A 22,144-nucleotide genomic window follows, 5' to 3' on the forward strand; every position below is an offset into this window, starting at 1 on the left:
AAATAAGTGCATTTAAATCGAAATCCCTACTTTCTGCCCTCCCTATATAAAAAGGCATAATTCTATAAACGTTAAGCTTTCTGTTATAGAATCATGCCCTCCAGTTTTCTGGTTAGACCCTCTATCTTTTTATCCCGCTATTTGTGGGCAGCAAGACCCCGATTGGTGCGAACTAATAATCAGTGGGGAATGAACAAAACCCCCACTGATTAAAGTTTCACTTTATGTCGAAATATGAAAAATAAAAAGTGATTTGATATATATTAAATAGCTTATATAACAAATTTAAAAGACAATATGCAAAATTGCATGAAAATTCTTTTAAATAAAAAAAGAACCCTAGTCAATTAAACTAGGATTCTCGATTTTCTATTATTTCTCTTGTGTTTTTTCCCAATCAGCTAAGAATTTCTCAATTCCTTGATCTGTTAACGGGTGCTTCACTAATGAAGCAATTACGTTTGCTGGAATTGTTGCAATATGTGAACCATTTAATGCTGCTTCTGTTACGTGAACACTGTGGCGTACAGATGCTGCAATGATTTCTGTTTCAATGCCATGAATTGCAAAGATTTCTGCGATTTGGCGGATTAAGTCCATACCGTTATGACCGATATCATCTAGACGACCTAAGAATGGTGAAACGTATGTCGCACCAGCGCGAGCTGCAAGTAATGCTTGAACTGCTGAGAATACTAGTGTAACGTTTGTACGAATTCCTAAATCAGAGAATGCTTTTACTGCTTTTAAGCCTTCTGTTGTCATTGGAACTTTTACAACAACGTTTGGAGCGATTTTTGCTAATTCTTTTCCTTCTTCAATCATTTTATCAGCTTCTAAGCTAATTACTTCTGCGCTTACAGGTCCTTCTATAAAGCTGCAAATTTCACGAATACGCTCATGGAAATCTACGCCTTCTTTTGCTACAAGTGATGGGTTTGTCGTTACTCCAGCTACTACACCTAATGCATTTGCCTCTTTAATTTCGTTAATGTTTGCTGTATCAATAAAAAATTTCATTTGTTATTCTTCCTTCCTAATTTTCATTTTATATTTATTTATTTTTTCTTAATAAGCTCCAATTCAATCGGAATAAATTTGTCCACTTTTTTACCTTGTGTTATCTCTTTTGCTGTTTCCATCGCCTTCTCTCCGATTAATTCCGGTTTTTGAGCGACTGTTGCTGCCATGCGCCCATCGTTAACCGCTTTTACAGCGTCGTCTGTTGCATCAAACCCAACAACAACCACATCTGTTTTGCCAGCAGATTTTAATGCCTCAAGTGCGCCTAATGCCATTTCATCGTTATGAGCAAACACTGCTTTTATATCGCCATTTGCTTGCAAAATATTTTCCATAACGGATAACCCTTTTGCACGATCGAAATCAGCTGCTTGTTTTGCTACTACTTTTAAAGACTTATCCGCTACGTTATGGAATCCTTTCCCACGCTCACGAGCAGCAGACGATCCAGGGATTCCTTCTAACTCAGCAACATTTGTTCCTTCACCAACTAATTCCCGAATGTAATCACTAGCCATTTGACCACCTTCAACATTGTTGGACGCAATGTGAGAAACAACTTTACCTGAATTCGCAACTCGGTCTACTGTAATAACAGGAACATTAGCTGCATTAGCTGCACTTACCGCTGAAGCAACAGCATCTGAATCGGTTGGATTAATAACAACTACATCGACACCTTTTTGAATTAAATCTTCAACATCGTTTGTTTGCTTCGCTGCATCATTTTGTGCATCAACAGCAATTAATTCAATGCCGCTATCTTTCGCTTTCTTTTCTGCACCTTTTTTCAACGTGACGAAAAATGGATTATTTAAAGTTGAAACAGAAAATCCAACTTTAATAGTTTTATTTCGACCTTTATCGCTAGAATCCTTTGCCCATTCTGGTGGTTCCATTGAACAACCAGCAGTAACTACCATGATGCATGCAACGAGTATCAGTAACCATTTTTTCATGAATTGTCCCTCCATTACGCTTCTTTTCGACGATCAATTAGTACAGCTAATAAGATTACAAGTCCTTTTACAACTTGTTGGAAGAAAGAAGATACGCCTAATAAATTCAAACCATTATTTAGCACACCAATGATAAGCACACCGATGAGTGTACCAACAATCCATCCTCTTCCACCAGAAAGACTCGTTCCTCCTAGTACAACTGCAGCAATTGCATCTAATTCGTAAGAAGTACCAGCAGTTGGCTGTGCAGAATCTAATCTTGATGTTAAGATAATACCTGCAAGCGCTGCCAAAACCCCGGAAAGACCGTAAATCATTACTTTAATTCTCGTAACATTAATACCTGATAAAGCTGCCGCTTCTTCATTTCCACCAATCGCAAATGTACGGCGACCAAACGTTGTTTTCTTTAAAATAAAGTACAGTACTGCAAAAGCGATCATCATTGTAACGGCTGGCACAGGAATACCAAGGAAATAACCACGGCCAAACATTTGGAACATTAAATGATCACCAAGACCAGTGATCGGACGTCCGTCCATATAAACAAGCGTCAACCCGCGAAAAATAGTCATTGTTGCTAAAGTCGCAATAAATGGAGCTACTTTTCCCTTCGCAATAATGATACCGTTTACAATCCCCATTACAAGACCTGCTAATAATCCAACTGCCATCGCAAGGAACGGATCCATGCCACTTGCCATCATTCCGGCAACAAGTGCACTTGATAATGCTAAAATAGAACCTACCGATAAGTCAATACCCCCAGTTAAAATAACGAAGGTCATTCCAAATGCAATAAGTGCATTAATCGATACTTGGCGCAGTATATTAAATAAATTTGGAAGTTCAATAAATGCTGGATTTAAAGCTGTAATTACTACGATAATTAACACTAAACCGATTAAAGAACCAAGTTGTTGTAATACATTCCCCTTCTTAGCCATATCTTACTCTCCCCCTGTAGCTAGTGCCATAATAGACTCTTGCGATGCCTGATCTTTCTCTAAAATACCAGCGATTTTCCCTTCATGAATGACGAGAACACGATCACTCATTCCTAAAACTTCTGGAAGCTCAGACGATACCATAATAACGGCATCTCCTTGCTCGGTAAGCTTATTCATAATAGAGTAGATTTCTTTTTTAGCCCCAACGTCTACACCTCTTGTTGGTTCATCTAAAATGAGTAACTGCGGATGAATACCTAACCATTTTGCAATTACAATCTTTTGCTGATTTCCACCAGAAAGAGATTTTACAGATTGCTCTCCGTTTGCTGCTTTCACATTGAGAAGCTTCATCATATCCTCTGTAAATTGCTGTTCTAAACCTTTATTAACAACGCTTCCCTTTGAAAGACTTTCTAAATTTGGTAAAGCTAAATTTTCACGAATCGAAAAATCTAACACAAGCCCTTCAGATTTTCTATCCTCTGTAATAAAGGCAATTCGTTGTCTAATCGCATCAATTGGACTATCAATTTTTACTTCTTGTCCATTCATAAAAATTTGTCCTGAATCAAGCGGTTCATATCCAAATATTGCTTTCATAATATCTGTGCGACCAGCTCCCATCAAGCCCGCAACACCAAGGATCTCACCTTTTCTAACTTGAAACGAAACATTTTCAAATTTCCCTGTTTTCGTTCCGTTACGCATTTCAAAAATCACTTCGCCAATTTGACTATTTCGTTCTGGATAACGTTCACCAATACTGCGACCCACCATCATGCTAACTACTTCATCAAATGACGTTTCCGGAATTAATCTTTTCCCTACATATTCTCCATCACGCAAAATCGTAATAGCATCACATATTGAAAAAATTTCTTCCATCCGGTGTGAAATATAAACGAATGAAACGCCCTCTTTACGCAATTTATTAATAACAATAAACAGCGTTTCAATTTCGCGATCTGTTAATGCTGCTGTAGGTTCATCCATAATAATAACGCTCGCCTTTGTCATTAATGCTTTAGCAATTTCAATAATTTGCTGTTGTCCAACAGATAATTCACCTGCTAGCATAGCGCCTTTCACTTGTAGACCAAGGTTCCCCAATTGCTGCTGGGCAATCGCATTCATTTGACGCGTACGTAAAATCCCCGTTTTCCCATACATTAACTCTTTTCCAAGAAACATATTCTCAGCCACCGTTAAATTCGGTAATATGTTCAACTCTTGATGGATAAATGCAATACCATATTCTTCTGCTTCTTTCGCATTTTTAAAAGTTCGTTCTTGTCCATCAATTGTGACTGTTCCACTGTCTTTTTTATATACACCTGTTAAAATCTTCATGAGCGTCGATTTCCCTGCTCCATTTTCCCCCATCAATGCATGGACTTCTCCTGTTTCAATCGTAAACTCCGCGTTTTTCAAAACAGGATTACTATTGAACGCTTTTGAAATATTTTTCATTTCAATGTGCATTCTCATCACATCCCTTTGTTAAAAAATCACTCCTGCATGTAAAATAACATTCGCGTAAGGCGTTGCTTCTCCAGTACGAATAATCGCCTTTGCTCTCTTTGTATGCTCTTTAAATTCCTTATGAGACACATATTCAAATGCAGGCTCTATTAATCGCATCTCAACTTCTTTATTTACTTCTTCATTATTTGTAATGACTTCTTCTGCTAATGTCACTTTTTCAATTGCCATATCATCAGCAACTACTTGTAATACGTCTAAAAAGCTAGGTTTTCCAATTTCTACTGCTAAATCGATTCGTTTTACTCCATCAGGAATAGGTAACCCGCAATCAGCAATTACGATCGTATCTGTATGTCCAAGTGAAGCAAGGACTGCAGCGATTTCGCTATTTAATACACCGTGCTTTTTCATCCGATAATCACCTGCACTTCACGTACTCTATCTCTCGTTGGCATACCGCCCTGTGCCCCAAGTTTCGTTACAGAAAGACCACCAGCAATATTTGCAAAACGAATAGCCTTTTGAAGTGTTTCTCCTTCAGAAAGCGCAACTGCTAACGCGCCGTTAAATGTATCACCAGCCCCAGTCGTATCCACTACATCTACAGCAATACTTGAAACTTGAACAACTTCCGTTCCGTTATGGAATCGAACACCGTTAGACCCTTCCGTCATCAATAACTTATTTGGATATTTCGCAAGCAACTCTTCAATTGGTGATGTAAAATCATTTAAAACGATGCGACATTCATGTTCATTCGGCGTAATATAAGTCGCTTTTTCTAAAATATCTTCTGATAAGATTTGTGCTGGAGCCGGATTCAACATAACTGGAATTTTATTCTCCTCACAAATAGACAGAACGTATTTTACTGTTTCAAGCGGAATCTCTAGTTGAAGAACAACCATATCTGCTTTTACAAGAAGGTCTTTTGAACGATCTACAATCGACTCATTTACAAGAGCATTTGCTCCTTGTACGACAACAATACTGTTATCCTCTTCTGCTAAAACAATATGAGCGATTCCTGTCGTTCTATCTGTAACCGGTACCACATAGTCGATAAAAACTCGTTCATTCTCTAAATTTTTTCTAACTACTGTTCCGTAATCATCATTTCCTACTGCACCAACCATCGCTACATTTGCTCCTAATCTAGCTGCAGCAACTGCTTGGTTGGCTCCTTTTCCACCTGGGATCGTATGAAACGCTTCACCAATTACCGTTTCTCCTGCTTTCGGCCGTATTTTTGAAACAGCCACTAAGTCCATTGAAATACTACCTACTACTGCAATATTTGGCATCTGTCTCATCTCCTTACTTCGTTGTATTTCGTTCTATAATTTCAATCGGTAAACGATAGTGTTTCTCTTCTAATGGATTGCCTTTCATCTGCTCTAACAACAATTCTGTTGCAATTTTCCCCATTTCATAAATTGGCTGTGCAACAGTTGTAATAGATGGATACATCATTTCTGTTAAAGAAATTCCATCGAATCCGATAATTTGTAAATCGTCTGGAATAGAAATTCCCTTTTGCAAGGCAGCCTTTACAATACCGATTGCAATTAAATCATTCCCAGCAACAATCCCATCAATATGCGGATATTCTTCCAATAATTCCACCGCGACCTGTTCACTATTAGCTGGATCGAATGTACTCTCTGCAATCATATAAGAAAGATTTTTTTGCGTAATAACGTCTACAAAACCTTCAAAACGTTCATTAGCTGTGCTCACATCACGTGGTCCGCGAATATGTGCAATATGTTTACAACCTTTGTCTATTAATAACTTTGTCGCCGCCTGACTCCCTGCATAGTTATCTGCATATACAGTAGGAATGCGCTCATTAAACATACGGTCAATCGCAACAACTGGAATAGACAAATTCATGTAATTAACACTATTTTGTGGATTCGTTGCCACAATAAACCCATCCACATTATTTTGTCTAAGTACATCAATGTATTGTTTCTCTTTTTCTAAACTTTCATCAGAGTTACAAAGGACAACTGTGTAACCTTGCTTATGTGCTACATCTTCTACGGCACGTGCAACTTCTGGAAAGAATGGATTCACGATATTCGGAACAACTAAGCCAATTAAACGAGATTTTTTATTATATAAAGAACGTGCTACTGTACTAGGCTTATAATCTAGCATTTCAATTGCTCGCTCTACTTTCTTTAATGTATCCTCATGAACATATCCATTTTTATTTAACACTCTGGAAACGGTCGCAACAGATACCCCTGCTAATTTTGCAACGTCTTTAATCGTACTCATTCTCTTTTCTCCTCATTTCATGTAACCGTTTACACAAAATAATATAACTTATTTATAAAAATACGTCAATCATTTCTCATAAAAAAGCTTTTAAGGTTATACTCAAAAAAAGCACCGCCATAAGGCGATGCTTTTTCATTACGAAGATGATACAGCTCGTTCGTTCTCTTCCACAGCAGGCTCTTCAGCACCTTTTTTACGATCAGACAGTTTAATCTTCTGTAAGAAAATCGTAAAGATTGCACCTACTATGATAAATACTAATCCTGTTAAGAATACAGTATGAAGTGAGTCTACTAAAGAGCTTTTCAAAATTGGTACGATGCTATTAGCGAATGCTTCTGGCATTTGCTTTAATGCTTCTGGATTAAAGAGCATCGAATATAGACCTTGTGGGTCTGTATGAATCATATCTTTAAATTTTGTTACCATTTGTCCCGCTTCTTTCGGGAATGTATCTAGTACAGGTATTAATTTATTTGTTAATGTTGTACCTGAAGTGTTATTCATAATTGATCCTAAAATTGTAATACCGAATGTTCCACCGATTTGACGGAAGAATTGGCTTGATGATGTTACAACACCAAGATCTTTTTTCGGGAAACTTTCTTGTAACGCCAATGTTAATGTTGGCATAACAAGACCCATTCCTAAACCGATAACCATCATATAAACAGTAGCGGTAAGCTTAGTTGTGTGCATATCCATCGTTGTTAATAACCCAAAACCACCAGCCATAATAAGCATCCCTGTAATAATTTGTGGTTTCACACCAACTTTTAATACAAGTTGACCACCGATAATACTCATAACAATCATTGTAATCATCATCGGTGTCATAATCGTTCCTGATTCAGCAGCACTTACTCCTACAATTCCTTGCATAAAGAATGGTACGAACATAATAGCACCGAACATTCCGATGCTCATAAAGAAACCGATCGCATTCAGTATTGTAAACGTGCGATTTTTAAAGAAATGCATCGGTAAAATTGGTTCTTCAGCTTTCGTTTCAACGATAATAAAGCTAACAATACCAATGGCAGCTAGTGCAAATAGCCCGATAATTTGCCAAGAACCCCATGGGTAATCTTTCCCACCAAACGTTAAAGCAAGTAATAAACTTACAACACCGAGAATCATCGTGAAGATTCCAGCGATATCAATTTTAATTGGTCCTGTTTGTTTATGTGCTTTTAATCCCATTGCGATAAAGATTGTCGCTAAAATACCAACTGGTAAGTTAATATAGAATACCCATCTCCAGTTCACTGCGTCTACAATCCAACCACCAACTTGTGGTCCAATTACAGAAGCAAGACCGTATAGCGCACCAAAAATACCTTGCCACTTAGCACGTTCTTTACCCGTGAACATATCCCCGATAATAATCATAGCCATTGGCATCATAATACCGCCACCAAGACCTTGAATACCACGGAAAATAATTAATTCTGTCATACCGTTTGCCATACCACATAACGCTGAACCAACCATAAAGATAATTAATCCTGCTATATATACGTTACGACGCCCAAGTAAATCCGCTAATTTACCTGCAATCGGTACAACCGTTGTTGATGTTAACATATAAGCTGTTGTTAACCATGTCATTAAACTTAATCCGCCTAGTTCACCTACGATACGCGGCATTGCTGTACCAACGATTGTTCCGTCCAATGCAGCAAATAGCATCGCGATTACTAAACCGATTAACAACAACTTTCTATTCTGATTTTCTTGTTGCTCCATGTAATCTCCTCAATTCCTCTTAATTTTTCTCTTTTTTCTCTGGTGTCCCGCAAATAATTGTTTCTAGCTTTTCAAAGAGGCGTAACAAATCTTCCCTCTCTTGTAATTCTAAGTGTGAGAAATATTTTGCAATATGCTCATTACGAGCCGCCATCGCCTCTTCTACTGTAGCTTTCCCCTTTTTAGTTAGCTCAATGACAACTACGCGGCGATCATTATCGTCGTGATAGCGCTCTACTAATCCATGATCAATTAAACGGTCAATCATTACTGTAATTGCACTTGGTTTTACGTACATTTTTTCCGCTAATTGTGTCGCTCTTGAAGCTCCATAATGATCTAAAATCTTTAAAATATAAAACTGCGGTGGTGTAAGTCCTGATGCTTGCATTTGTTCTAATAGCTCTGTTTGCATTTTCTTTCCTATAGCAAATGTAAGAGCTTGAATCTTATCAATATGAGTCATATCATTTGGCATGTTATCCACCTCTTATTTAAGCAATAAAATATTTAACGTATTTAAATATTAATCCTACAAACAAACTACGTCAACATTTTTTTATAAAAACGTTTACATTTCTGTCACAAAGTTGTATAATTTTCGTCGAAGTTAATATTGACAGTCACGGAGAATCGGAGTATACGGCTATGAATCATAAAAAAGGGAACTTTTTTATATTTCATAGCCTTTTTGTATTCTCTCTGTCTTAAAACGCTTCCAATTAATTAGGGGAGGATTTTTATTTTATGTTTTTCACACAATTATTTAAACCTGCGCCCCACGCAGAACGCTTACCTGCTGATCGCACTGATAGCGAATATCGTAAATTGCGTTTACAAGTATTCTTGGGCATCTTCATCGGTTATGCGGGTTACTACTTTGTTCGAAAAAACTTTTCACTCGCAATGCCATACTTAATCGAACAAGGCTTTAGTAAAGGAGAACTTGGGGTTATCCTTTCAGCAGTATCTATCGCTTACGGATTAAGTAAATTTCTTATGGGTATCGTATCCGATCGTTGTAATCCTCGCTATTTTTTAGCAGCTGGGCTATTTTTATCAGGTATCATTAATATTATTTTCGGCTCATTTTCTTTCATTACAACGAGCATTGCACTTATGTTTGTACTTCAGTTTTTAAATGGATGGGTACAAGGTATGGGATGGCCTCCTTGTGGCCGTACGATGGTTCACTGGTTCTCCGTTAGTGAACGTGGTACAAAAATGTCTATTTGGAACGTCGCTCATAATGTCGGCGGCGCGCTTATGCCTTCTCTCGTTACATTAGGCTTATATTTCTTTGCAAATGACTGGAAAAGTATATTTTACTTCCCAGGTATTCTTTCGATTTTAGTTGGGATTTATGTATTAATTACAATGAGAGATACACCTCAATCTTGCGGATTACCTTCTATTGAAGAACATACTGGGGAATATCCATCAAATGAAAAAGTAAAAGATCGCGAACGCGAACTTTCGGTAAAGGAAATTTTATTTAAATATATATTAAACAATAAGTTTTTATGGTATATCGCTATCGCTAACGTTTTTGTTTATTTCGTTCGTTACGGCGTTGTAGACTGGGCTCCTACTTATTTAGTAGAAGAAAAAAGCTTTACTCATAGTAGCTCACGTACAGCTTATGCTCTATATGAATGGGCTGGTATTCCAGGTACACTTCTTTGCGGATGGATGAGTGATAAACTGTTTAAAGGGCGCCGCGCACCTGCTGGTATTTTATTTATGGTCGGTGTATTCATTGCCGTTCTTGTTTACTGGCTGAATCCTGCTGGTCACCCAATCATTGATAGTATCGCACTTGTTTCCATTGGATTTTTAATTTATGGACCTGTTATGTTAATCGGTCTACACGCGCTAGACTTAGCACCAAAAAAAGCTGCTGGAACTGCCGCTGGTTTAACTGGTTTCTTCGGTTACCTAGGCGGAGCTACTTTTGCTAGCGCAGCTATGGGCTTTATTGTAGATGGATTCGGATGGGACGGCGGATTCATCTTACTACTTGCATCTTGCGTACTTGCAATGTTCTTCCTTGCTCTTACTTTAAATACAGGATCTGCAAAGTCAAAACAAGCTTAAACAAAATATAATATGTAAAAAAACAAACATAAAAATAGCTCTTAGCGTTTACATACATGCTACGAGCTATTTTTTATTTACAATCCTTTTCTTACTATTTATAACAACCAATTCCTTCCCTACTATAAAATTAAAACATTTGCTGAAACATCTTTACTAAAACAGCTAACATAACAGATCCAGCAAATCCACCTAAACAAATAAGCCCCACACCTTGGCTATATGATAAATTTTGTAATGCTTTCATCTTCTTCATCCTCCCTATATCCCCTTTGATATTCTTATTTTATCAATGGAAAAAATTTCATAACATCGATTTCGCTGACAACTAACTTACAAATTTGTAAGTTAACAATTTCCCTCTAAATTTATATATCTATTATGTCCACACTTTCCCCCTTTATACACAAAAAAAGACCTTGAATTATATCAAGGTCTTGCTTACATTACAGAATATCTCACTCAATTTATTTTATCCCGCTATTTGTGGGCAGTAAGACCCACACCTCAAAATTCAGCGAAAGCAAAGAAGTTAGGTGGGAGTCGGGCTGCCCGTAAATGCCCGATTGGTGAAGGCTAATAATCAATGGGGGATGAACAAAACCCCTCACTGATTAAAGTTTCACTTTATAATCATCACCGGGCATTTCACACGCTTCGCTATTTTATGACTTACACTACCAAGCACCATCTCTTGCAATGTATTTAGCCCTCTACTCCCAGCAATAACAAGATCTATATCACCTGTATTTACATATTGAACAATCGTATCTCCTGGATCGCCATGTAGAATCGTAATTTTGTAGGTAATGTTCCCTTTCTTTAATAAACTCTCAATCTCTTTTAATTTATCTTTTCGACTAGCTGATATTGTTTCTAAATCCGTTTGTCCTTGTATAATATCTGATTTTGCCGTTCTATTATCTACTACGTACACAACTTCAACATGTGTTTCTTCGTTAAATTTCGCAATATATGTTGCATGCTCGGCTGCTCGAAGTGCATGTTCAGAACCATCACATGCTAATATAATTTGTTTGTACATATGCTGAATCCCCTTTTCGTTATCCTACCCGTATTATATAATAAAGCCTCCTAAAAAGGAGGCTTTATTAACTAGCAATTTTCTTATTATAAGTAGCTAAATTTGAAACAATCTGCGAGCTTCGTTCATTTAACCCTGTGATCCTTACTTTCACACCGTTCTGTTCATACTTCATTATAACTTTATCAATTGCCGCTACTGCTGAATCATCCCATACATGTGCATGAGTAAAGTTCATCTCAATTTCTTTCACATCTTCATTGTATGAAAAAGCATTTATATACTCTGTCGTAGATGCGAAAAAAAGTTGACCGTGAATTTCGTATATTTTCTTATTTTCAATATACGAATGTTTCACGTGAATCTTTGCCATATTGAATGCAAATAAAACTGCACTAATTACTGTTCCGATAATTACACCTAATCCTAAATTATGTGTGATTAGGACAATGACAACTGTTACGATCATAACAAAAGCGTTTCCTTTTGGTACTTTATGAATCGTTGCTACAGAGTGCCAATCAAACGTCCCAATCGAAATCATAATCATAACAGCAACTAAAGCAGCCATCGGAATATGAACAACGTAATCACCTAAAACAAATAGCAATACGATTAAAAAACCACCGGCTACAAACGTCGATAATCTCCCGCGCCCACCTGATTTAATGTTAATAACAGATTGTCCAATCATTGCACATCCTGCCATTCCTCCGAAGAAACCAGCGACAATGTTTGCAATACCTTGGCCACGTGCTTCCTTATGTTTATTACTTTCCGTATGTGTCATATCGTCTAAAACCGAAGCCGTTAATAATGACTCTAGTAAACCAATAATTGCAAGCATAACTGAGTACGGTAATATAATCCCTAATGTCTCAAGTGTAAACGGTACATGAGGAATACTAAAGAATGGTAATTCTTTCGGTAAGCTTCCCATATCCCCTACTGTTTTCAACTGTAATCCGCTCATAAGTGCAATACTTGTCACAATAATAATTGAAATAAGTGTAGACGGTACAGCCGTCGTAATACGTGGAAATAAATATATAATTGCAAGTCCTAATGCGACAAGTGCATACATTTGCCAAGTTGCATTTTTAAAATGCGGCAATTGCGCTGTAAAAACTAAAATACCAAGTGAATTTAAAAAACCACTCATAACTGATTTCGGAACAAACTTCATAAATGAACTAAGTTTGAATACCCCAAAAATAATTTGGACAATACCTGTTAATATTGTCGCAGCGAATAAATATTGTAAACCGTGATCTTTCACGAGCGTCACCATTAATAACGCCATTGCACCTGTTGCCGCTGAGATCATCCCAGGCCTGCCGCCCACAAACGAAATTGTAACCGCAATACAAAAGGCTGCGTATAATCCAACGGTCGGATCTACGCCTGCAATAACAGAGAAAGCTATCGCTTCAGGAATTAACGCTAAAGCAACAACAATTCCCGATAGCATGTCCCCCCTCACATTTGAGAACCATTCATTTTTTATAGTTTGAAACAAAATAACACTCCTCTACTCTTTTGTAATTTGATTTTCTCCGTAAGAAAATCAGAGCCGACTGCACGAAGGCTATTATATAACGAGTAAAGGATTTTTTACTATGTAAAATTTTCCTAAAGAAAAGACGCTACCTTCGTAGCGTCTTTTCTCATTTCATCCCGCTATTTGCCGGGCAGTAAGACCCCACCTCAAAATTCAGCGAAAGCAAAGAAGTTAGGTGGGGGCGGGCTGCCCGTAAATGCCCGATTGGTGAGGGCTGATAATCAGTGGGCAATGAACAAAACCCCCACTGATTAAAGTTTCACTTTATTAATGTCCACCGTGACCTTGACCATTTTCTTGAACAATCTCTAACCTCTCATCTAATATCCCTTGTGTTTCAAATGAAATATTTTCAGTATTCCCTAATAAGAACCCATGATTGTATGGACCAAGTGTCGGATCACCTTTGAATTTCGGCTGAATAGTAGCAAGGAAGTCATAAACTGGTTGTGAAGCTTTTCCTTCCTCTAATAAGATAACAGGGGCATGTTTACCCATATGTGAAAAAGGGGCTCCCGCAATTGCTAAGTCTGGTGTTTCGCTTGAAACAAACGACAAACCGTGACCAGGTTTTGTGAATCCCCAGCCAAATTTCGTTTTTTCATCTTTAAATTTCGCAAATGCAATCGAATTTTCTGTTGGAGTCTCCCCACTAATACGTGTTACTTTCCCATATTTACTTAACTCTTTTTCTACTTCTTTTGAAATGATTTTTTCTGGTCCTAACACATATATATTCGCTTTATCTTTTCTCATTTTCAATGCCTCGATTGTCGCTTCTGGCACTTTATCCTTTTCTACATATAAAAGTGGTTCTGGCATATGAGAAATCCAATTTACAGCTGGCATTGTATATAAACGTCCTTCTTCTTCAGATGAACCAATAATAACGCTATTTGGATAACTCCCTGTTATATCGGCATATTCTTTATCAACATCTTTCGCAAATTTAGCTGAATCCGTTTCTTTTATTTGCTTTACTTTATAGTCTTTTAATTGATCTAGGCTAGCTGCACCTACATCACCCATCACCATAATTTGCGTTCCATCTTTCGTTCCGAGCGGATTTAATCTTTTTATTTCTTTTAACGTCATTTCGGATACCTTTTCTTTTTCTATAAATAATATAGGTCCGTTGTTTGGATGATGGATAAGATCGGCACTTGCAATACCTAATTGCCATTCGTTCACTGGCACTAAAATAACCGCGCCTGGTTGATTCTCTTTATGAGTTGCTGGCCATATCGTTTGCGAAGTTAATACTGCCATTTTGAGTGGATCATTTGTATTTAATCTCGTCACATTTTTTAAACTTGTCGTTAATAAATCATTCGATGCCCCGCTATTCATTTCTTTCGGCGCAGTTACCTCCTGATTCATTTTCATTTCCTTTTGCTCTGTTTTCTTCTCTTTTGTAGATTCATGATTTTTATGGTCTGTATTCGTTTGTCCACATGCAGCAAGACCAACTGCTGTAATGATCGTTACTCCCAAAATTCGAGTCATTTTTTTCATTATACCGCCTCCGTAATAATCATTTTCGAGCCAATATGATTACCTAAAATGAAATTTCAACTTTACGATAACAAGCAATTCTGAAGAAATTATGCAGATGCATCATAATCTGCACCATTTCTTCATGAGTTTGACTTACAATTTAAGTAATAACTACAAATGCGGAGGTACTCTATGATCGATATACTACTCGTAGATGATGAACCGAGAATGCTTGAATTATTAACGCTTTATCTTACTCCAATCGGATATAACTGCGTATGTGCAGTATCCGGAGAAGAAGCTATTTCACATATAGAAAATCGAAACTTTAAATTTGTTTTACTCGATATTATGATGCCAAAGATGGACGGATGGGAAACGTGCAAAAGAATTCGATCATTTAGTAACGTTCCAATCATTATGGTAACTGCTCGTGATCAAACGGTAGATGTCGTTCAAGGATTAAAACTTGGAGCAGATGATTATGTAACAAAACCTTTTCATGAAGAGGAGCTCTTTGCAAGAATTGAAGCTGTTTTACGGCGTACGAATCAACATGCGCAAATCCAATATCACGGCATTTTATGGGATGAGGCAAAACATTTTGTATCTGTCCATGATGAAGAACTTCTTCTCACTCCAATCGAATTCTCTTTGCTCGGATTATTTTTACGTCATGTGAACTACGTATTGAGCCGCGATCAGCTCATTGAGCGAATTTGGGGATTCAATACAAATACAGAAGATCGCACAGTCGATTCACATATTCGTAATTTACGTGATAAATTACGGAAAGTAAATTTCCCTATTGATCATCATTTAAAGACTGTATACGGAGTAGGTTATCGATGGATTGATACCCTAGAGTAAGGAGCAAAGCGATGAAACGAATCTCTATTCAATTCGGATTTTATTTTCTAATTGTCACACTTTTAATCGAAAGCGTTCTATTTGTTTTGCTCTATTATAGCCTTGTAAACAATAGAGTAAATGAAGAAATGACAGCTTTATTAAAGCGAGGAAATAGTCACCGAGATGTCCTTGAAAAGTATTTTGACAGGCAAACAATCTCCCATGTCGCTTTAATGGAATCCGAAGCCGAAACAACTGTCGTTATTACAAATGCAAATAAGGATGTACTAGCTAAATCTAATGAAATAAATACCACTATAAAAAAACATATTGAAAGCATGCAAACACGAACAGATCATAATGGAGCAATTATAGAAAATCATTGGAAAACATCTAATTATATATGTACAGTGAGTCCCATTGTAGTAGATGGCACCATAGAAGGCTATGTATATATGTTTCTCGGAACGGAATCAATCGAAGAAATGGTTAACGGGCTAACAAGACAATTCATTATCGCCGGAGTCATTACTTTTCTATTAACAGCCATCACCATCTTTCTATTATCACGTTTGTTAACAAAACCATTGTTACACATGAAACGAGCGACTGAAAAAATGAGTAAGGGTGATTTATCCGTTTCATTAACGACTACTCGAAATGACGAAATTGGTGAACTAGCCCAATCCATCCAAACTCTCGCAAATGATTTACATTATATGAAAACGGAACGAAGCGAATTTTTAGCGAGTGTTGCCCATGAATTGCGAACACCTTTAACGTACGTAAGAGGTTATGCTGATATTGCATTAAAAGACAGTACAACTCCTGAGCAACGTTTACGATACTTATCCATTATTAAAGATGAATCTGATTACATTACAAACTTAGTTCAAGACTTATTTTTACTTGCACAAATGGAAAAACATAGTTTTTCTATTCAAGCAACAGAAGTGCATGTTCAGTCTTTTCTTACTCGCATAACCGAAAAAGTAAACGCGATGTTCGAAGAAAAGCATATTAAAGTTTCTTTCGCTTGTCCTCCTTCACTGCTAGTAAAATTAGATGAACAGCGATTCGAACAAGTTGTAGTAAACATTTTAAATAACGCTTATAGACATTCAAAAGAACATTCTCATATCAACATTTCTGTTACAGAAGAACATAAACGTATTTTCATCAAAATTAAGGACGAAGGTGAAGGTATTCCTAAAGAAGACCTCCCTCACATTTTCGACCGCTTTTATCGTGTTGATAAAGCAAGAACACGTGCTACAGGCGGAACCGGTTTAGGACTTTCTATCGTGAAGGAAATTGTAGAACTACATGGCGGAAATATTACTGTCACAAGTGACGTTGACCGTGGGTCTTGTTTTACAATTTCATTGCCATTTATGTAGAAACACGACTATCATCAATAGTCGTGTTTTTTATCATTTTACCTTATAATATAAATTTACAAATTGTCCAAAACGTTTTGTATCCGTTAAAGTTAAATTAATTTCCGGATTCTTTTCTTGAAATAACGGCACTCCAGAACCTAATATATGAGGTGTAATCGTAACAACATATTCATCAATTAGATTATTCTTAAAAAATTCTCTTAGTAGACTCCCTCCACCGACCATCCATATTTTAGATCCTTCCTGCTCTTTTAACTTTTTTACAAACTCTACTACATCTTCATTTACAAACTCCAGATTTCCATTTGAGCCTTTTTCTGAACGAGAAAAAACATAACATGCTTTATCTAGGTACGGGAATGTTTCTGTATGCTCTACTACATAATCGTACGTTTTCTTTCCCATAATTATTGTATCAATCGTTTCGTACATTTCTGTATAACCGTTGTCTCCTTCTCCTTCCGTTTCCATTAACCACTGTAAATCATCATCTTCTTTCGCAATATATCCATCTAAGCTCGCTGCAATAAATAAAACAACTTCACGTGACATATTTTTTCCTCCTTGTATCTCATCTTGATAACATTATGATGTAAACAATATACTAACAATAAAACATGACAATTTACGTCATGTTAAAAAAGAAAAAAGGTGATGTATTTGTCAAAAGCAAAACGTTTATTAGATATTCTTATATTTGCTTCCGCGAAAAAAACATTTACAGCTCAAGAAATAGCTGATGAATTTAATATTTCCGTTCGTACTGTCCATAGATACATTTTAGATTTAAGTGATATGGGATTACCGATTTATGCTGAACAAGGTCGCAACGGAGGATATAAAGTATTAACGAATAGAGTAATTCCCCCTATTTTATTTACGGAAGAAGAAGCGGTCTCCATCTTTTTTGCTTTTCAATCTTTAAGCTACTACCGAGACTTGCCTTTTAACACAGAAATCAATTCTGTTACTCATAAACTGTATAGCTCTCTACAAAATGACGCGAAAGCTAAAGTTGATACAATACGTTCTTATATCGCTTTTTGGAACCCTAAAAGGACAATTGATACCCCATTTTTAAAAGAAGTGTTAACAGCCGCTATTGAAAACAAAAATCTACACTTTCAATACGAATCTAAAGCAGGAATAAAAACAAAACACGTTCACCCTATCGGTATATATGCTCACGATGGTTTATGGTATTTGCCATCCTATGACTACAGTCGAAACAAAGTATTGCTGTATCGCGTGGATCGTATTCTTTCCATATTATCGACCGAAGAAACTAAAGATGAGTTTATGAATTTAGAAGAATGGTTCGCCTCTAACTCTAACGTAATAAACGTTCCTACTCAGTTACATGTTTTACTAAGGGCAGAGGGCGTGCGCCAATGTAAAAGCGTTCCTTACCTTGAAGAGCTCGTTGTAGTAAACGAAGATGGGACCGGATATATAAATTCAACAATTGATAAAGGAGAAATTAATTTTATTACGCCTCTATTTTATCGGCTTGGAAAAGATGCACAAGTTTTAGAACCGCAAGAATTGATAGATGGTTTACGTATACATGCGAAAGAAATTTTAAATATGTATGAAAACTAAAAAAGCTGCTAAATATAAGCAGCTTTTTTAGTCTATTTGTTCCTATTGTTTTACTATTGACGAATATGAATCCACCAACGATATGCCGCATTCATATTTTCAGTACCACCATTCTCTCTTTCTAAAACAAAAAACGTGAGCGCCCTATTCTCACGTTTTTACATTTCACTTTATCCCGCATTAACGGGCAGTAAGACTCCTATCTCAAAATTCTGCTATAAAGCAACGAAGTTAGGTAGGAGATCAACTGCCCGTAAAAGCCCGATTGGTGAAAGCTAATAATCAGTGGGGATAAACACCCCCACTGATTAAAGTTTCACTTTATTAATTCAATTGTTTCTGTAACCTTTATACTATCTTTTACAGATTGAACAATTGTGCAATTTTTCACTGCAAGTTGCAACGCCTTGTCCAACTGCTCTTCTGTAATATTTTCCGCTTTAATTTTATAGTGCAAATGAACACTTTCAACTGGTTTTGATAGAGCGTCACTTCTACCAATTTCAGTTTCAATTGTAAACGTATCGTATGTAATACGTTTTTTCTCTAAAATTGTGCGAAAGACAATTGCACTACATCCTGCGATAGAAGAGATTAGTAATTGTAACGGTGAATATCCGTTTTCTTTTCCAATCGCTAATTGACCATACGATAAATCTGCTTCTATATCATCGTGTTTGATTGTTAGTTTCATTTGTTTTTTCCATCTCCACTTTCATCGGTTTCTTCCGTTTCTTACTTATATAATAATATATGTAGCAGAAAATGATAAATGGAATACCACAATATAACGCCATTCTTTGTTCTGGAATAAACGCTAAACTAATAACAACGATACTATTTGTAATTAAAGCTAAAATTGGAACAAGCGGGTATAGTGGTGTTCTATACTTTAAGTCCTCTAATTTTCCTCCGCCTTTTAAATATTGACTTCTAAAGCGAAGTTGCGATAAAGCAATAATGATCCAACTTGAAACAGCAGATAAACCAGCTATAGACAATAAGTACATATATACTGTATCTTCTGCAAGGAAGCTTGTTAATAAGGATAACGCCGCAACAGCAATCGTTACGACTAGCGCTGTAATCGGAATACCACGTTTATTTACTTTCTTGAAAGAAGTTGGTGCCATTCCTTCATTTGCAAGTGACCATAGTATACGCGTTGCTGCATATAATCCTGAGTTCGCTACAGATAATAAAGCGGTAATAATAACGAAGTTCATAATATCCGCTGCATATGGAATACCGATTTTATCAAATACAACTACGAATGGACTTTCAATTATCCCTGCTTCTTTCCAAGAAATTAACCCTACTAAAATTGTCATTGTTAAAATGAAGAATAACATAATGCGCCATACTGTATTACGAATTGCGCGTGGAATTGTTTTTTCAGGATTCTGACTCTCTCCTGCTGCAATCCCGATTAACTCTGTTCCTTGGAAGGAAAAGTTAACTGTAATCATCGTAAGAAGCACTGCAGCTAGTCCATTTGGGAATAGCCCACCATCACTTACAAAGTTAGAGAAAAGAGGCGCTGCTTCTTTTCCGTCGTATGGTAAAAATCCTAGTAATGCGCTACCACCAAGTAGAATGAATGCAATAATTGTAACTACTTTAATGCTAGAGAACCAAAACTCTAATTCAGCATAACTTTTCGCTGATATTGCATTTGAAGCATATAAAATAACCCCGAATACGAGACACCATACCCAAACATCAACATTCGGAAACCATCTTTTCATCATTAAACCGATCGATGTTAATTCTAATCCTACTGTTACTGCCCAACCAATCCAGTATAGCCAGCCGATCATAAACCCAGTTCCTGGTCCAATAAACTTCGTCGCATACTTTTGGAAAGATCCTGAAACTGGCATTGCTACCGTTAGCTCTCCAAGACAAAGCATTGTTAAATACATAATAAATCCGCCCACTAAATATGAAAGGATGGCTCCCCCTGGTCCAGCCTGATTAATGGTGTAACCTGAACCTAGAAAAAAACCAGTTCCGATTACTCCACCTAGTGCGATCATAAATAAATGTCTACTCTTCATCGTACGATGTAATTTCTCATTCGTTGTTTGCTGCATCTTAATCCTCCCCCTACAAGTACCCCTATCTCTTTTTAAAATTTTCTGATAATAAAAATATACACGAAAGCGATTACAATTTCTATATAAAATTAACACTTTTCTGATAAAATAATATAAAAAATCGAATTATTGCAAGATTTAGATACTATTTAGAGGAAAATAAGGAGAAACAAGGGAAAACCCTTACATATATTGTAAGAGTTAACGAAGCTCTAATCTTCTCGATAAAATTGATAAACTATAATTTACGATAAAGTACATACAAGCTACTACTATAAACGTTGGGATCATATAATTTACATTCTGCCCGCTAATAATTTGAGCATTATGCATAAGCTCTGGTAATGATATAACAACTGCAAGCGATGTATCTTTCAGCAATGAAATAAACTGACTGACAAGCGGCGGGACCATTCTTCTTAATGCTTGTGGTAAAATAATATGCCAAAGTGCTTGAACATACGTTAATCCTGAAGATCTTGCAGCCTCAATCTGTCCTTTTTCAATAGATAATAAACCACTTCGAACAATTTCAGATATCATTGCTGCTTCAAATATTGTTAAAGCAACAATTGTAGCTGTTATAATTTCTAATTTCAATCCTGCTTCTGGCAGTGCAAAATATGTGAAAAATATAATTAAAAGTAGTGGTAAATTTCGAATCACTTCAACGATAATTCCTAAGACTTGTGAGACGACAGGTATTTTCATGTAGCGCAATATCCCTATTACACTACCAATAATAAAGCTAAGCACAATTGCTACGAGTGCTACCTCTAACGTTATAAGTAATCCTTTTAATAAAAACAGAATATGATCACCTGTAATTGCTCCCTTAAAATCCATTTACACCGCCTCCTTTGCTAAGCGTTTTTCTAAATAACGCACTAGCATACTGAGCGGAATTGTTAATATTAAATAAAACATCCCGACAAATATATAGACATCAAACGTAACAAACGTCTTCGTTGAAATTAAATCTCCTTGATACATCAAATCCGTACCAGCGATAATTCCGAGTATGGAAGAGTTTTTTACTAAATTGAGAAATTGATTTCCTAAAGGAGGGATTACGATTTTCATCGCTTGAGGTAAAACGACATGGTACATCGCTTGCGTATAAGTCAATCCTGAGGAACGTGCTGCTTCCATTTGACCTTTTGCTACGGATAAAATACCGGCGCGAATGACTTCCGCAATAAACGATGCAGTATATACAGTAAGCGTAACTGTCCCTGCTACAAAACCATTTAAAGTGATTCCTATTACAGGTAAAGCAAAATAGAATATAAATGCAATTAATACGAGTGGAATATTCCTTACAAACTCTACAAAAGCAGATCCGATCCAATTTAAAACGCGAATAGGTGCTATACGCATTACCGCCAAAATAACTCCTAAAATAAAACTTCCTATTAATGCAAGTACACTAGACATTACTGTATATTTAAATCCTTCTACATACATATCAATGTTATTCGTTAATATAGAAAAATCAGGCACATATTCTCCCCTCTTTCTTTA

22 protein-coding genes are annotated in these 22,144 nt (G+C 36.6%); 4 read left to right on the plus strand and 18 right to left on the minus strand.

Annotated features, from left to right (window positions below; translation table 11 throughout):
• Nucleotides 1-372 precede the first annotated feature (372 nt).
• The 9 genes from fsa to KI356_RS06055 form a co-directional block, all read right to left on the minus strand.
• A complete protein-coding gene (fsa, locus tag KI356_RS06015; protein WP_000667669.1) occupies nt 373-1,020 on the minus strand; it encodes a fructose-6-phosphate aldolase in 648 nt (215 codons plus the stop codon).
• A gap of 38 nt (nt 1,021-1,058) precedes the next feature.
• Nucleotides 1,059-1,982, minus strand: a complete 924-nt coding sequence (gene rbsB / locus KI356_RS06020; RefSeq protein WP_128282825.1) for a ribose ABC transporter substrate-binding protein RbsB — start codon at nt 1,980-1,982, stop codon at nt 1,059-1,061.
• Nucleotides 1,983-1,996: 14 nt separating this feature from the next.
• Nucleotides 1,997-2,932, minus strand: coding sequence for an ABC transporter permease subunit (locus KI356_RS06025; protein WP_212935048.1), 936 nt, complete (start codon nt 2,930-2,932; stop codon nt 1,997-1,999).
• A 3-nt stretch (nt 2,933-2,935) separates the two neighbouring features.
• Entirely contained in the window at nt 2,936-4,420 is a 1,485-nt protein-coding gene (gene rbsA / locus KI356_RS06030; protein ID WP_128282823.1) for a ribose ABC transporter ATP-binding protein RbsA, read from the minus strand.
• A gap of 18 nt (nt 4,421-4,438) precedes the next feature.
• Nucleotides 4,439-4,834, minus strand: a complete 396-nt coding sequence (gene rbsD / locus KI356_RS06035; RefSeq protein WP_128282822.1) for a D-ribose pyranase — start codon at nt 4,832-4,834, stop codon at nt 4,439-4,441.
• The gene (gene rbsK / locus KI356_RS06040; protein ID WP_212935049.1) at nt 4,831-5,727 is read right to left on the minus strand and encodes a ribokinase; all 897 of its coding nucleotides are present in this window, start codon (nt 5,725-5,727) and stop codon (nt 4,831-4,833) included. The genes rbsD and rbsK overlap by 4 nt, the downstream gene beginning before the upstream one ends.
• A gap of 13 nt (nt 5,728-5,740) precedes the next feature.
• Nucleotides 5,741-6,712: a ribose operon transcriptional repressor RbsR gene (gene rbsR / locus KI356_RS06045; RefSeq protein WP_002116186.1), complete on the minus strand. Its 972-nt coding sequence runs from the start codon at nt 6,710-6,712 to the stop codon at nt 5,741-5,743.
• A 138-nt stretch (nt 6,713-6,850) separates the two neighbouring features.
• Nucleotides 6,851-8,464, minus strand: a complete 1,614-nt coding sequence (locus tag KI356_RS06050; RefSeq protein WP_212935050.1) for an MDR family MFS transporter — start codon at nt 8,462-8,464, stop codon at nt 6,851-6,853.
• A gap of 19 nt (nt 8,465-8,483) precedes the next feature.
• The gene (locus KI356_RS06055; RefSeq protein ID WP_105586101.1) at nt 8,484-8,942 is read right to left on the minus strand and encodes a MarR family winged helix-turn-helix transcriptional regulator; all 459 of its coding nucleotides are present in this window, start codon (nt 8,940-8,942) and stop codon (nt 8,484-8,486) included.
• A gap of 269 nt (nt 8,943-9,211) precedes the next feature.
• On the opposite strand from KI356_RS06055, the gene glpT reads away from it, so the two are divergent.
• Nucleotides 9,212-10,561 (plus strand): glycerol-3-phosphate transporter, encoded by a 1,350-nt coding sequence (gene glpT, locus KI356_RS06060; RefSeq protein ID WP_128282818.1) that lies wholly within the window; start codon nt 9,212-9,214, stop codon nt 10,559-10,561.
• A gap of 130 nt (nt 10,562-10,691) precedes the next feature.
• On the opposite strand, the gene KI356_RS06065 is transcribed toward glpT, so the two are convergent.
• The 4 genes from KI356_RS06065 to KI356_RS06080 all read right to left on the minus strand — a co-directional run bounded on the left by KI356_RS06065 (nt 10,692) and on the right by KI356_RS06080 (nt 14,682).
• Nucleotides 10,692-10,808: a DUF4027 family protein gene (locus KI356_RS06065; protein WP_128282817.1), complete on the minus strand. Its 117-nt coding sequence runs from the start codon at nt 10,806-10,808 to the stop codon at nt 10,692-10,694.
• 375 nt (nt 10,809-11,183) lie between these two features.
• Entirely contained in the window at nt 11,184-11,606 is a 423-nt protein-coding gene (locus KI356_RS06070) for a universal stress protein (protein WP_002116162.1), read from the minus strand.
• A 67-nt stretch (nt 11,607-11,673) separates the two neighbouring features.
• On the minus strand, nt 11,674-13,125 hold the full coding sequence (locus KI356_RS06075; RefSeq protein ID WP_128282816.1) for a SulP family inorganic anion transporter: 1,452 nt from the start codon (nt 13,123-13,125) through the stop codon (nt 11,674-11,676).
• Between the two features lie 309 nt (nt 13,126-13,434).
• Nucleotides 13,435-14,682, minus strand: a complete 1,248-nt coding sequence (locus tag KI356_RS06080; protein WP_212935051.1) for a cell wall-binding repeat-containing protein — start codon at nt 14,680-14,682, stop codon at nt 13,435-13,437.
• Between the two features lie 174 nt (nt 14,683-14,856).
• On the opposite strand from KI356_RS06080, the gene KI356_RS06085 reads away from it, so the two are divergent.
• Both KI356_RS06085 and KI356_RS06090 read left to right on the plus strand, forming a co-directional pair.
• Nucleotides 14,857-15,534, plus strand: a complete 678-nt coding sequence (locus KI356_RS06085) for a response regulator transcription factor (RefSeq protein ID WP_128282814.1) — start codon at nt 14,857-14,859, stop codon at nt 15,532-15,534.
• An 11-nt stretch (nt 15,535-15,545) separates the two neighbouring features.
• Entirely contained in the window at nt 15,546-16,916 is a 1,371-nt protein-coding gene (locus KI356_RS06090; protein WP_212935052.1) for a sensor histidine kinase, read from the plus strand.
• A 33-nt stretch (nt 16,917-16,949) separates the two neighbouring features.
• Here KI356_RS06090 and KI356_RS06095 read toward each other — a convergent pair whose 3' ends face one another.
• Entirely contained in the window at nt 16,950-17,471 is a 522-nt protein-coding gene (locus tag KI356_RS06095) for a dihydrofolate reductase family protein (protein ID WP_128282812.1), read from the minus strand.
• Between the two features lie 108 nt (nt 17,472-17,579).
• Here KI356_RS06095 and KI356_RS06100 point away from each other — a divergent pair, with 108 nt between their 5' ends.
• Entirely contained in the window at nt 17,580-18,521 is a 942-nt protein-coding gene (locus KI356_RS06100; protein ID WP_212935053.1) for a helix-turn-helix transcriptional regulator, read from the plus strand.
• A 316-nt stretch (nt 18,522-18,837) separates the two neighbouring features.
• On the opposite strand, the gene KI356_RS06105 is transcribed toward KI356_RS06100, so the two are convergent.
• The 4 genes from KI356_RS06105 to KI356_RS06120 form a co-directional block, all read right to left on the minus strand.
• A complete protein-coding gene (locus KI356_RS06105; RefSeq protein ID WP_212935054.1) occupies nt 18,838-19,215 on the minus strand; it encodes an OsmC family protein in 378 nt (125 codons plus the stop codon).
• Nucleotides 19,190-20,617: an amino acid permease gene (locus KI356_RS06110; protein WP_212935055.1), complete on the minus strand. Its 1,428-nt coding sequence runs from the start codon at nt 20,615-20,617 to the stop codon at nt 19,190-19,192. The genes KI356_RS06105 and KI356_RS06110 overlap by 26 nt, the downstream gene beginning before the upstream one ends.
• A gap of 204 nt (nt 20,618-20,821) precedes the next feature.
• Nucleotides 20,822-21,466 carry an amino acid ABC transporter permease gene (locus KI356_RS06115; protein ID WP_128282808.1) on the minus strand — a complete coding sequence of 215 codons (645 nt, stop codon included), beginning with the start codon at nt 21,464-21,466 and terminating at the stop codon, nt 20,822-20,824.
• Entirely contained in the window at nt 21,467-22,123 is a 657-nt protein-coding gene (locus tag KI356_RS06120; RefSeq protein WP_128282807.1) for an amino acid ABC transporter permease, read from the minus strand. It abuts the gene before it with no gap.
• Nucleotides 22,124-22,144 lie beyond the last annotated feature (21 nt).

This window comes from Bacillus hominis, assembly GCF_018332515.1.
Lineage (GTDB): Bacteria > Bacillota > Bacilli > Bacillales > Bacillaceae_G > Bacillus_A > Bacillus_A hominis.